Raw genomic sequence first — 12,395 nt, forward strand, 5'->3', positions numbered from 1 at the left:
GCCGGGCGCGTGAATTTTGCGTAATGTTGCGGGCCTCGCGAGGCCTCAGCGCCAGCGGCGTTCCACATAGTCGAACACCTGGCCCATCGGGGCGCACCAGACGTCGAGGGCCGCGACGCGCGCGAGGATCTTGTTATGCGTCGCGACGCTCGCGTCGCCGTCCGTATGCCACTTCGGAAGCACGTCGTGGAACACCAGGATCGCCCAGCCGCCCCGGGCCACCGTCTCATTGAGGTAGCGGATCGCGGGGCCAACGCCATCGCCTTCGAAGGTCGGCTCAAAGCCGTGCAGATGCAGCGGATCGGCCACCGCCTCGGCCGGCCGGTTGGGGCCGCCGGCCGTCGTGCGCGCCGCGATGACGCTATCGCGCTCCAGGATGCGCCGGTAGCGCGCGTACCGCTCACGGCGGGGCCCGTGACCGATGCCCAGATAGCCGCAGGGATAGGCGAAGGTCCGCTGCCGGTCGGCGCCGAAGTGCGCGTCGAGGTAACCCTCCATCCCCTCGATCTCGGAGTGCTCGAACCGGTCTGCGCTGTAGCCGCTGAGCGCGCAGGGATGAGTCACGGTGTGGTTGGCGACCTCATGGCCGTCGCGCGCCAGGGCCTCCCAGTCGGAGAGCCGCCAATGGGCGTTGTCCTCCGTGAGGAAGAAGGTCGCCTTCAGCCCCAACCGGTTGAGTTCCGGCACGGCGTTGTCGAGCTGGCTGTTCAGGCCGTCGTCGTAGGTCAGGCTCACCGCCGCCCGCGCGCCGTTCGGCCAGGCGCGGGCCGGCTGGGCCGACGCAGGGGCCACAAGGCCAAGCGCCGCCGCCGCGGCGAACAGCGAACGTCGTGAGATCCCGGATTCGGCCATGAGACGCCAACGGCTACGCTTCGCGCGGCGTTCCCGCAACGCACCTCGCGCCCTAGGGCGCGTCCGCCGGGGTTTCGACCGGCGGGCCGTGGCGGCGGCGCAGGAGGTAGCGCACCGCCCAGACGATCAGCACGACCACGATGATTCCGCCGGCGGCGATCAGCGTCCAGCGCCCGGCATGGTGGCCATGGCCCAAGAGATTGTGCACCGCCTCGCCGAAGATGAAACCCAGCATGGTGAAGGCGGTCGCCCAGATGATCGCGCCTGCGATGTTGAGCAGCGCGAAGCGCCAGGTCGGCACCTGGGAAACCCCGATCGCGATCGGGCTGGCGACCCGCAGGCCGAAGATGAATCGGAAGGTCAGGATGTAGCTGATCGGGAACCGCTCGATGAACCGCAGAGCCCGGGCGAACGCCTGCTGCTGCGTTGCTCGCACCACCCAGCGATGGGTCCGGAACTGCCGGCCGGCGATGAACAGCAGGTGATCGAGGATCGCCGACCCGGCCATGGCGCTGAACAGCACCAGCCAAAGCTGCAGGATGTGCTGGCGCGCCAAAAGGCCGCCGACGATCACCGCGGTCTGACCCTCGAACGCCGCGCCCAGGAAAATCCCGATCGGCCCATACTGTCGCAGGAACTCTTCCATCGCCTCGCCGGTGGCCGTTCGGGAGGCCGCTCTTAGCACAGCCCGTCGGCCGGTCAGCCGGCGATGCGTGAATAACCTCAGGCCGCGATTTGGTCCTTCAGCGCCGCCCCTTCAAGGTCCAGCAGCCAGCGTTTGCGCGGCAGGCCGCCGCCGTAACCGGTCAGCGAACCGTTGGTTCCGATCACCCGGTGGCAGGGTACGACCACGGCCACCGGGTTGGCGCCGTTGGCCAGTCCCACGGCGCGCACGGCGCTCGGCCGTCCGATCCGCTGGGCGAGGCCCGCGTAGCTCAAGGTTTCCCCGGCCGGAATGGTGCAGAGCGTCTCCCAGACCTTCAGCTGGAAGGCCGTGCCCGACGCCCGCCAGGGCACGGTCTCGAGCGCCCGGGGGTCACCCTGGAAATAGGCCTCGAACGGCCCGCGCACGGCTGGCGGCGCCTTGCCGTCGGTCAGCCTGGCCTTCGGATAGCGCCGCGCGATCCAGGCCCGCATCGCCGCCTCGTAGTCCGTCCAGTTGAAGGCGCGCAGGAACCCCTGCTCATCGGTGACCAGCAGAGCCGTGCCGATCGGGGTCGCCAGCCGGTCGAGGGTGAGGATTTCAGGCGGCGCGTTGGTGGTCGGCATCGGTCTTGGTCCTCTTGGCTTCGCCCGTCTTGGCGTCGGTGGTCTTGGAAGGCTGGTCGGCGTCGGCCGCCCAGAGATGCTGCGCGGCGTAGGCCCGCCAGGGTCGCCAGGCCTCGGCGCGCTCCAGCAGTTCGGCCGGGCTCGGCCGGACGCCGGCCTCGTCCGCCATGCCGCGCAGGAGGCCGATGTCGGCCTGCGGGAAGGCGTCGGGTTCGCGCAACTCGCGCAGCGCGATGTATTGGGCGGTCCACTCGCCGACCCCCGGCAGGGCCTTCAGGGCGGCGATGGCGCTTTCCAGGTCGGCGCGCGGGGTGAAGATCGTCGGGTCAGAGGCCACGGTCCGCGCCAGCGCCTCCAGGGCCGCGCCGCGCGCCTTGGGCATGCCGAGCGCCGCGATGTCCTGGCCAACCAGCTGGTCCGGCGTCGCGAATGCCCGCGTCAGGCCGAGGGAAGCCGCGAACGGATCGTCGACGCGGGCGCCATAGGCTTCCACCAGCTTGGCGGCGAGGCCGCGGGCGGCGGTCACGGTGATCTGCTGGCCGAGGATCGCGCGGACCGCCAGCTCGAAGCCGTCCCAGGCGCCGGGCGCCCGCAGGCCGGGCCTGGCCGCCACCAGCGACGCCAGCGCCGGATCCTGGCTCAGGTGGTCTCCGATCAGCGCCGGATCGGCCGTCAGGTCGAAAACCCGCCGGATGCGGGCGATCACCGCCGGTAGCGCCTGGACCTTCGGGAAGCGGATCTCCGCGACCAGGAAATTGCCGGCTCCGGGCGAGACGGTCACCACGCCCAGCGCGCCGTCCACACTCAGCGTCCGCGCATAGCGGCGGGCCGTGACCGACTCCACGCCGGGAATCGCCCGGGCGGCGAGGAAGCCGATCATCGCCGCCCAGTCGTAGGGCGCGCGATAGGGGAGCCTGACGGTGATGCCGGCGGCCGCGGCGCTGGCTTCCTCGGCGCGGCTGCGGCGCAGGGCGCCCGGCGGCCGGCCGAACAGCTGCTGGAAAGTCTCGTTGAACCGCCGCACGCTGCCGAAGCCAGAGGCCAGGGCCACCTCGCCCATCGGCAGTAGGGTTTCCTGGATTAGCTGCTTGGCAAGCAGAACCCGGCGGGTCTGGGCGACGGCCACGGGCGAGGCGCCCAGGTGCTGGCGGAACAGTCGGCGCAGCTGCCGTTCGCCGACGCCGAGGCGCGAGGCGAGGGCATCGACGTCGCCGGCGTCCATCGCCCCGGCCTCGATCAGCGCCAGCGCGCGCGAGACGGTATTGGACGTGCCGCGCCAGGCGCCGAGGTCCGGCGAGGACTCCGGGCGGCAACGCAGGCAGGGTCGATAGCCCGCCTCCTGGCATGCCGCGGCGGTCGGGTAGAAGGTCATGTTCTCCGCTTTCGGCGTCCTGGCCGGGCAGATCGGGCGGCAGTAGATGCCGGTGGTCCTGACGGCGCCGAAGATGCGCCCGTCAAACCGCGGATCGCGGGTCAGGAAGGCGCGGCGGCAGGCTTCGAAATCCATATCCATGGCGACAAGATGGGGGTTCGCCTCTCGCAAGTCTCGCGGTTTTCGGACATCAATCGACGCGGCTGGGCGCTCACGCCATCGCCTGCATGCTTTTGTCACCGCTTAGGCTTAATTTTTGCGAGGCGGCAGGTCAGGTGCGAGCCGTTGTTCAGGTTCGGTACAGGCGGGCGGATGGAACAGGGCTCCATACGCGACGGGGTTCGATGATCTTGTGGGTTTTACTTCTCGTTGGGCTAGTAATCGCGGCGGCTGCAACCGTCGCGTTGGTCATCGCCATGTCGCGCGCCGAGCGGCGGGCGCGGCGGAACCTCTATCGCGCGCTGGGCCTCGGTGAGGTAGCCGAGCGGACGGCCGGCAGGCCCGACGTCCTCGCCGAGTTGGAGCGCCTGCGCGCGTCATCCGTGGCGTTGGAAGCCGGCGCTCCCTCGACCGAACCCCTTGCCGCTGAAGAGGATGAACCGTCCGGGGGGCCGGCGCCGATCCGCCTCCTCCGCTCCGTTCGGCCCCGCGAAGCGCGGCTTCCCGCCGCCTCGGGCCGGCGGCTGCCCCGCGCCGGTCGCCATCGCCGGCTCTGAGCCGGCTCAAATCGCGGTTTTTGTAGCCGGATTAACCGCTTGCTCAGCCGCAACCCGCATTGTCAGCCAGAAGCAAAGTCGAGGCGAAGCCAAGATGCCGTACGACACGGGCGCAGCGAGCGCCGAGCGCGAAAAGACCGGCGCTGAACGGCGCGGGCCCTTGCGGCCCTCGCGCCTGGCGAGCGCCCGTTCGCGCCTGAGCGGCGGGATGCTGACCGGACTTGTACAGGCCAGCGACCTGGCGCTGCTGGCCGGCTTGCTTTTCGTCAAATCCCTCAACGGCGGTCTGGGCGGCGCGACCGGTCTGCTCGTGGCCGCCTCCGTGCTCGTCGCGGCGACGCTGATGAGTTTCGAGTCCTACCAGCTGAACGCCCGGGAACGCCTCTATCATCACCTGTACAAGGTTATCGGCGCGGTCGGCGGGTCGGGCCTGATGATGCTGACCTTCGCCACCTTCACCGCGCCGGCGGCCAAGGCGGCGAACATCCTGCATATCGTCGACTGGTGCCTGACGGCCGTCGGCCTGCTTTGCGCCTCCCACCTAGCCTGGTTCAGCTACATCCGCCGCCTGCGCCGTCAGGGACTCCTGACCCCCAACCTGATGATCGTCGGCGCGACGCCCGCAGCCCAGCGCCTGGTGGCGATGGCTCTGTCCAATCGCGACGTGAACATCCTGGGCATCTTCGACGACCGCGGAGAGCGCAGCCCCAAGCACATCTTCGGCGTGCCGGTGCTGGGACGGACCGCCGACGTGAAAAATCACCGGCTCCTGCCCTACGTCGACCGCATCGTCGTGACCGTGCCCTCGGGGGCCACCGCCCGCATCGCCCAGCTCATCGCCGAACTCGCGCCCTGCCCGAACGCCGTCAACCTGCTGATGGATGGCTTCGGCCCGGCCGACGAACAGGCCGCCCATGAACGCCTGCTCGACATGCCCCTCGCCCACCTCTCCGGCGTCCGCCGCGGTTTGCTGCAGGGGGTGCTGAAGCGCACGATCGACGTGGTCTTCAGCATCGCGGCCATCGTCGTGCTCGCCCCGGCGCTCTGCGCCATCGCGGTCGCCATCCGCCTCGACAGCCCGGGTCCCGTGCTCTTCAAGCAGCGGCGTCACGGATACATGAACGAAGAAGTGCTGGTCTGGAAATTCCGTTCGATGCGCACCGAGACGACCGACCACGCCGCGGCGCGGCAGGTGACCGCCAACGACGATCGGGTTACGCGCGTCGGGGGCTTCCTGCGCCGCACCAGCCTCGATGAACTGCCGCAACTGTGGAACGTGATCCGTGGCGAGATGTCCCTCGTGGGACCCCGCCCGCACGCCATCGGCATGCTGACCAATGGCGCCGAGGCCTCCAAGCTCGTCGAGACCTACGCCCACCGCCACCGGATGAAGCCCGGGCTGACCGGCTGGGCGGCGGTCAACGGCTCGCGCGGTCCCGTCGACACGCCCGAGGCGGTGCGCCGTCGGGTATCGCTCGATCTGGAGTACGTGGAGCGCCAGTCGGTCTGGCTCGACCTGGCGATCATGGTGCGGACCCTGCCTTGCGTGCTCGGCGACACCCAGGCTGTGCGATAACCTGTGATATGCTGAGTGCAACGCCGTCCGACGAATCCGCGCGTGCAGCAGATCCGCAGACGCGGCCTGCGAAGCGCCCATTGGGTTCCGGGCGGCCCGCGCCGCAGCTCGTCCACGGGGGCCTGAAATCGACCAGTCGCCGGAGCCGTCGCGCGTGACCGAGCTGGCCACCCCTTCCGGCGGCACGAGGGCCCGAATGGCGGTCGCCCTGCGGCAGGTCATGAACATGCGCCACTCCGCCCAGGCCGGTAAGGTTCTGCGCGGCGGCGCCTGGTCGTTCGCCGGCTACGGCGCCCAGACGGCGCTGCGGTTCATCTCGCGGATCGTCCTGGCCAAGCTGCTGATCAGCGCCGCCCCGCTCGGGACGGTTGCGGTGGTGACGACGATCCTGATGGGGCTGGAGATGATCTCCGACCTCGGGATCAACGTGAATATCGTGCAGCATCGCGATGGCGCCGATGCCCGCTTCCTCGGCACCGCCTTCAGCGTCCAGGTGCTGCGCAGCGGCGCCCTCTATCTGCTGGCCTCCGCCATGGCCTTCCCGATCGCCTGGATCTACCACGACCCCCAACTGGCCCCGCTGCTGCTGTTCGGGGCGGCGGCCGTGCTGTTCCGAGGCTTCGTGAATCCCGGCCTTGCGGTCCTGACGCGCGAAGTCGCCCTGCGGCGTCCGACGATCGTGGCCATCATCTCCGAGGCCGCGGGGTTCATCGTCACCGTCGCCTGGGCGCTCAAACAGCCCTCGGCCTGGGCCCTGGTGGCCGGCAGCGTGGCGACGGCCGCCGCCTTCGCCATCGCCTCGCAGTTCGCGGCAGCCCGCGCGCGGTTCAGCTGGGACAGCACAGTCGCCAGGGGAATCGTGCAGTTCGGCGGCTGGATCATCCTGTCGACCGGCACCTATTTCCTCTCCAGCCGCGGCGAAGTGCTGATGCTGAAAGGCTCGGTGCCGGACGTCGAGTTCGGCTGTTTCGCCTTCGCCACCATGCTCGTGACCACACCCGTGAGCGCGGTCATCCAGCTCGGCTCCCAGGTCCTGCTGCCCATGCTGGCGGGCTGGATTCGCGAGGACAAGGCGACGGCGCTGCGCCAGTTCCGCCGCGTGAAATGGGCCTTCACCGGCCTCGGCGTCTGCGTCGCCTGGGGGGCGATCCTCATTGGCCCACCGTTCGTCGCCTTGCTGCATCTCAACAAGTCCTACGCCGGCCTAGGTTGGATGGTGCAGTTCCTCGGCTTCCGCGCCGCCTTCGACATCTTCGCCATTCCGGCCGGAAGCGCCCTGCTCGCCTCCGGCGCATCCCTCTATTCGGCCTTCGCCAACTCGGTCCGACTGGTGGTGCTGATCGCCGGCCTGTGGCTCATGGTCCACGTCCTGGGCCTAGGCCTGCCGGGGGCTATGTGGGTGCTGATGGTGGTGCCATTCGTGGCCTACAGCGCCCTGATGCCTGGCCTGCGGCGGCACATGCCGGGCACGATGGGCCTGGAAGCGGCCACGCTCCTCACCTTCATTGCCGGCGGCGCGGCCGCGGCCGGCCTCGCCCTGGCGCTCGGCGGGATGTGGACGACGGTGCGCGGATGACCCAGCGCAGCCCGCGCCGCGCGACCGCGCCCGACGCCATCGACATCACGGTGATCATCTGCACCCGAAACCGGGCGGCGCGGCTGCGCAATGTCCTGCAGTCCCTGACCGAGTTGAAACAACCCCCCGGCCTTCGTTGGGAGGTCGTCGTCGTCGACAACGGGAGCTCCGACAACACCCAGGAGGTGGCGTTGTCCTTTCGCGACCGCCTGTCGATCCGGGTGATCCGCGAGGAGCAGGCCGGCCTCTCCAACGCCCGCAATCGCGGCGTCGCCGAGGCCAGGGGCGCCTATATCTGCTGGACGGACGACGATCTGGTGCTCGACGAGAACTGGCTGGCGGCCTACGCCGCGGCGTTCAAGCGCCATCCGGAGGCCGCGATCTTCGGCGGCCGGATCACTCCCGTCCTCGAGGCGCCGACGCCCCGCTGGTTCGCCAGGTTCGCCGACGAATGGCCGCTCACGACGCTGCTGGCCAAGCGCGACTTCGGCGACGACATCATACCCCTGGGTTTCGCGGACAACGCCGTGCCCTGGGGCGCCAATTTCGCCGTGCGGACCGCCGAACAGCGGCTGGCGCCTTACGAACCGGGCCTGGGCGTCTCGCCGCTGCAGAAGCGACTGGGCGAGGAGTCCGAGGTCATCTTCCGGATCATCGAATCCGGCGGCGTCGGCTGGTGGGTGCCGGACTCCAAGGTGCAGCACATCATCCCGGTCCAGCGCCAGACCTGGCGCTATGTCTTCGAATACTTCCAGGCCTACGGCGAGACCGTGGCCTACATGGAACGCACTTGGCCGGGCGCCCACCACATGGCGGCGAACGAGCGCGAGATGGCCCGGGTGGCCGGCGGGCCCTTGAGCCTCTACGCCCGCGCTGCGCTGAACGGCGCCGTGTTCGCGGCCGCCTGGCTCCTGGGCGCGACCGGCCGCAGCCTGAAGTCGCTCATGAAGACCGGGTTCTACGTCGGCGCGGCCCAGATCGCCGCAGCGCCTCCGGCCGCATCCCGCCCGCGCGCCGCAAGTCTCTAGCGGCGAGTCTTCCTGCCTGCATCGACGAGTTCCAGGGCCGCCGCGGCGACCGCGTCCGGCCGATCGTTCATCATCAGGTGCCCAGACTTCACCAGCCGCTGGGAGCCGCGCGAGAATTCCGCGGCGAGGTCATGGTGCATGGCTTCCCGGGCCCGGTCGCCGCCCGCGTCCGCCGCCGGTTCGCCGGTCCGCGACGCCGTCAGCACGATCGTGGGCACGTCGCGGATCAGACGGCCCAGCCGCGCCCGCTGATCGGAGGTCTCGGTAAACAGCGTGTCGAGTTCCGATGCCTGGGCGCGCCAAAGCGCCGGCCTCAGCCCCTCGGCGCGGATTTCAGCGCTGGCGGTGGGCGCCACGCACTCGTTGAAGGCGGGATCGGCGACGGCCGCGCCGCCCTTCTCCGTAGCGGCCAGGCAGCGACGCACGCGAGCGCGGATCGGGTCGAGGCTGCCGGCGCCGGGGCCGAAAATCGCCGCCATCCGCTTCTCCTGGTAGATCACCGAAGGATCGACGAGGACGAGGCCCACGACCTCCTTGCGCCGTCGGCCGGCGAAGAGCTGGGCGTAGATACCGCCGGCCGAGTGTCCGACGGCGACATAGGGTCCGTGCTCGCCGGCCGCATGAAGCGCGTAGTCCAGGTCCCTGGCGATCGCCGCCCCATTCCGTGGCAGGGGCCCGGGGTCGCTGAAGCCGTAGCCGGCGCGGTCGTATGAGCAGACCCGCGTCCGCGCCGCGATCATAGGCTGCAGCTTGGGCCAGGCGAACGAACTCGCCCCGAAGCCCGCCTCCAGCAGGACCAGCGGTTTCCCCTGCCCGCTGCAGCGCAGGTTGATCCGGCGACGATCCGGCAGGCTGACCAGCCGCCCCGGCCGGTCATAGGTCGACATGGGAATTGGCGCGGTTTCGGCCTGGGCGGCGGCGCGCGGCGCCGGCAGGGCCAAGACCGCCGAGGCGACGATGGCGGCGGCCAGGCCGCTCAGGCGCAGGTACATGTCGCGATCCGCGCTAGGCGACGGCGAGGCGGGCCGCGTCGGCCTCCCGGATCAGGCTCACCGTATTCTCGATATTGCGCTGGCTGGACGCGCCGAACAGGATCGACTCCACGTAGGGCTCGTTGGTCACCCACTCGATGGCCTCCCGCGCCGGCAGGGCGCCCGAGGCCAGCACCGACATGGCGATCACCCGAGAGGGGTGCTTCGCCGTCGCTTCGCGGTAGGCCTCGACGCCGCCCGACATCCGGAAGGCGATCTTATTCACGTTCGCGCAGACAATGGGATTCTCGATGCCGACCGACGCCAGCGCCGGGACCAGCATCGGCAGGTTCATGGTGAAGAAGCCGGGCTCGGCCTTGTAGCGCTTGCGCACATGGTCGGAGAACACCCGGAAGGCGTCGTAGTAGCCGAGGCCGAGGACCAGGTCGGTGACCACGTTCTGCAGGAAGATGATCGGGGTGTCCAAGCCCTCGAACGCCTTCATCTCCGCGTCGACCAAGAGCGTGATCAGGCTCTCGACGTCGCGCTTCACCAGCGCCTTGCCGCCGCGCATCATCGCATCGAACAGGCCGTCGCTGGGCAGGAACTGCTTCAGCGCCTCCAGGGGGCCGAGCTCGGTCATCGCGTTGGCGTACTTATGGGCATAGGGCATGCCCGGGTAGAAGCGCATCCCCGTCCATTTTCCGGGCTGCTTGCGGATGATCTCGGTGACCTCGATCATCCGCTCGTGGGTGGTGCACATGAACCCATGCACCCCGGCCGAATAGGCCGCGTGCAGGACGTCCACGATGGCGTTGATGTCCTGGAAGCGCATCAGCTGCTGACGCGCCTTCTCCTCGGACATGTGGTTGACGCCGAAGAACTGATTGTCGCCGAAAAAGATGCGGTCCATCGCCTGGCTCACTGTTGGGTCGAGCGCGCGGTCAGATAGTGCGCGACGTTGTCGATCATCTGTTGGGGCGCGAAGCGGGAGATTCCCGCGGACGGCGCGAGCGGCTCGCGAAGCAGCCGGCTCATGGCCGCCTGCAGCGCGTCGGTGTCGTCGACGATCAGCAGGCCCCCGGTGTCGCGGAAGCGCGCCGCCGTGTGGAGCTGATGGTCGGTGGTGTGTTCGCGCAGCGCCGCGAGCCTCGGGAGCATCAGGAGCTGCTTCTTCGCCTCCAGGCTCTGCAGAATCGAGCCCATGCCGACGTGAGCCACGAACAGCGTGCTGTCCTCCAGCCGCTGGCGATACTCGGTGTGCGGCATCATCCGCGTGAAGGGTGCGTGTCTGGGCTCGTACTCCCCGTGGCCGATCTGGATATAGACCGGCTCGGCGGGATTGGCGGCCGCCCACTCGTCCACCGCCTGCACCAGGCGGTCGAAGGGCAGCATGGAGCCGACGGAGGCAAAGATCATATGACCGCGCCCCAGCAGCCGACGCCCTCCCGCTCGGCGACCTCCGGCCACTGCGAGACGACGCGATGGGCCAGGCGCTTAGCCAGGCGACCGGACGAGGACATCCGTTCGGAGTTGGCGATGCTGTCGATCCACAAGGTGCGCACGCCCATCAAGCGGGCCAGCAGGACGAAGGCCAGCATCGGCGCCGACCCGGTGGTCACCAGCGCCTTCGGCCGCTCGCGCAGCAGGATCCGCACTGCGCGGAAGAACACCGGTGCGAAGGACTTCAGGTCGAAGCGCGAGGCGTCGGGCACGGTGTAATAGCGGCTTCCGGCCACCTGCTCGGCGTAGCTCTCGAACATCGAGACATAGACCGTCTCGAAGTCGTCGAAGGCCGGCCGCAGGCGCTGCAGTTGCACCCAGTGGCCGCCGCCCGACGCCAGGGCCAGGAGCTTGGGCTTAGCCATGGTGCTCAGCGGCCCAGGACGCGGGCCAGGACGCCGCGCGGCCTCGCCGGCGTATTGGCGGCCAACACGGCCTCGGGCAGGTCCATCGCGGCGCGCGCGCGGATCATCTCCAGGGTGCGGTCGGTTTCCGCGGCGCTCTTGAAGTCGTTGACGCAGTCGACCTGCCGGTCCGCGACGGCGATGGCGAAGCCCTCGAGCTGGGCGGTGTATTCCTCGCCGCGCAGGTAGTAGTCGACGTTGGGCGTCAGCTCCGTGATGTAGCGGACCGTCCAGCCCTGGCCGTAGCCGGGTTGGATCTTACCGGTGGCGCCGATGTAGACCTGCAGCTCCTGGCGATCGACGACGATTTTGCCGCCGTCGCCCCAGATGGTGATCTGGGTCGACATCTTGCGGACGGTCTCGTCGGACCAGTTCACGGTGACCTGGCCGGTCACGCCGGAGGGGAAGCGCAGGTTCGCGTAGACCGCGTCCTCGACGTCCGACGAATATTGCTTGGCGAGTTCGGCGCCGCCGCACTGGCTGGGTTCGCCCACGTACCAGTTCATCAGGTTGATCGGATGGGCGGCGTAGTCATAGAGGCAGCCGCCGCCTTCGCTGGACTGGCTGCGCCAGGTCTTGGCGACCGGCTTCAGCACCACCGGCCCATAGGCCTCCGCATGGACGTGGCGCACCGTGCCGATGGCGCCGGTCGCCAGCAGGCGCTTCACCTCGGCGAAGGTGCCGACGAACCGGTTATGATAGCCGACCTGGCAGACCAGGCCCCGGCTGACCGCCTCGGCCGCCAGCTCTTCGCTAACCGCCGCCGACAGGGTCATCGGCTTCTCACAGAAGACGTTGAGGCCCTTGGCCAGGGCCGCGCGGACCATGTCGTCGTGGAAACGCGTCGGCGTCGCGACGATCACCGCATCCAGGCCGGGCTGGGCGATGACGTCGGCATAGTTGGGGACGTAGGGGATCTTGCACTGCTTCTCGACCATCTGGCCCAGCAGGGTGAAGCTGTCGCAGACCGCCGAGACGTTGAGCCGTCGGCTCGCATTCGCGATCGCCAGATGGGACACGCCCATCTTCCCGAGGCCGACAACGGCGACGTTTACCTGGCCTTTGGCGCTCATGAACACTCCAAGCGGCAGCTGACGAAAACCCGACGGATCGCCGACGAGCCCAATG

Annotated in this window: 12 protein-coding genes; 3 read left to right on the forward strand and 9 right to left on the reverse strand. The window is 69.3% G+C overall.

The features are described 5' to 3' along the window. Positions 1 to 45 precede the first annotated feature (45 nt). From ACESMY_RS13285 to ACESMY_RS13300, 4 genes are all read right to left on the reverse strand, one after another. On the reverse strand, positions 46 to 852 hold the full coding sequence (locus tag ACESMY_RS13285) for a polysaccharide deacetylase family protein (protein WP_372785075.1): 807 nt from the start codon (positions 850 to 852) through the stop codon (positions 46 to 48). Between the two features lie 52 nt (positions 853 to 904). Next, positions 905 to 1,498, reverse strand: coding sequence for a DedA family protein (locus ACESMY_RS13290; RefSeq protein ID WP_372785076.1), 594 nt, complete (start codon positions 1,496 to 1,498; stop codon positions 905 to 907). Positions 1,499 to 1,575: 77 nt separating this feature from the next. After that, positions 1,576 to 2,121 carry a methylated-DNA--[protein]-cysteine S-methyltransferase gene (locus tag ACESMY_RS13295; protein ID WP_372785077.1) on the reverse strand — a complete coding sequence of 182 codons (546 nt, stop codon included), beginning with the start codon at positions 2,119 to 2,121 and terminating at the stop codon, positions 1,576 to 1,578. Then, positions 2,096 to 3,628, reverse strand: a complete 1,533-nt coding sequence (locus ACESMY_RS13300) for an AlkA N-terminal domain-containing protein (RefSeq protein ID WP_372785078.1) — start codon at positions 3,626 to 3,628, stop codon at positions 2,096 to 2,098. Before ACESMY_RS13300 ends, ACESMY_RS13295 begins: the two co-directional genes overlap by 26 nt. 675 nt (positions 3,629 to 4,303) lie before the next feature. On the opposite strand from ACESMY_RS13300, the gene ACESMY_RS13305 reads away from it, so the two are divergent. The 3 genes from ACESMY_RS13305 (at position 4,304) to ACESMY_RS13315 (ending at position 8,389) form a co-directional block, all read left to right on the forward strand. Next, positions 4,304 to 5,785, forward strand: coding sequence for an exopolysaccharide biosynthesis polyprenyl glycosylphosphotransferase (locus ACESMY_RS13305; RefSeq protein WP_372785079.1), 1,482 nt, complete (start codon positions 4,304 to 4,306; stop codon positions 5,783 to 5,785). Between the two features lie 196 nt (positions 5,786 to 5,981). Beyond that, entirely contained in the window at positions 5,982 to 7,361 is a 1,380-nt protein-coding gene (locus tag ACESMY_RS13310; protein ID WP_372785080.1) for an oligosaccharide flippase family protein, read from the forward strand. Continuing rightward, on the forward strand, positions 7,358 to 8,389 hold the full coding sequence (locus tag ACESMY_RS13315; RefSeq protein WP_372785081.1) for a glycosyltransferase: 1,032 nt from the start codon (positions 7,358 to 7,360) through the stop codon (positions 8,387 to 8,389). Before ACESMY_RS13310 ends, ACESMY_RS13315 begins: the two co-directional genes overlap by 4 nt. Here ACESMY_RS13315 and ACESMY_RS13320 read toward each other — a convergent pair. From ACESMY_RS13320 to ACESMY_RS13340, 5 genes are read right to left on the reverse strand one after another with little or no spacing between them, the layout of a single operon-like run. After that, the gene (locus ACESMY_RS13320; protein WP_372785082.1) at positions 8,386 to 9,381 is read right to left on the reverse strand and encodes an alpha/beta fold hydrolase; all 996 of its coding nucleotides are present in this window, start codon (positions 9,379 to 9,381) and stop codon (positions 8,386 to 8,388) included. The genes ACESMY_RS13315 and ACESMY_RS13320 overlap by 4 nt on opposite strands. Before the next feature lie 13 nt (positions 9,382 to 9,394). Further along, positions 9,395 to 10,273 carry a hypothetical protein gene (locus tag ACESMY_RS13325; RefSeq protein ID WP_372785083.1) on the reverse strand — a complete coding sequence of 293 codons (879 nt, stop codon included), beginning with the start codon at positions 10,271 to 10,273 and terminating at the stop codon, positions 9,395 to 9,397. An 8-nt stretch (positions 10,274 to 10,281) separates the two neighbouring features. Then, positions 10,282 to 10,779 carry a glycosyltransferase gene (locus ACESMY_RS13330; RefSeq protein WP_372785084.1) on the reverse strand — a complete coding sequence of 166 codons (498 nt, stop codon included), beginning with the start codon at positions 10,777 to 10,779 and terminating at the stop codon, positions 10,282 to 10,284. Beyond that, the gene (locus tag ACESMY_RS13335; protein ID WP_372785085.1) at positions 10,776 to 11,228 is read right to left on the reverse strand and encodes a hypothetical protein; all 453 of its coding nucleotides are present in this window, start codon (positions 11,226 to 11,228) and stop codon (positions 10,776 to 10,778) included. The genes ACESMY_RS13330 and ACESMY_RS13335 overlap by 4 nt, the downstream gene beginning before the upstream one ends. A 5-nt stretch (positions 11,229 to 11,233) precedes the next feature. Next, a complete protein-coding gene (locus tag ACESMY_RS13340) occupies positions 11,234 to 12,340 on the reverse strand; it encodes a Gfo/Idh/MocA family protein (RefSeq protein ID WP_372785086.1) in 1,107 nt (368 codons plus the stop codon). Positions 12,341 to 12,395: the final 55 nt, after the last annotated feature.

The organism is Phenylobacterium sp. (assembly GCF_041691455.1).
Classification (GTDB): Bacteria; Pseudomonadota; Alphaproteobacteria; order Caulobacterales; family Caulobacteraceae; genus Phenylobacterium.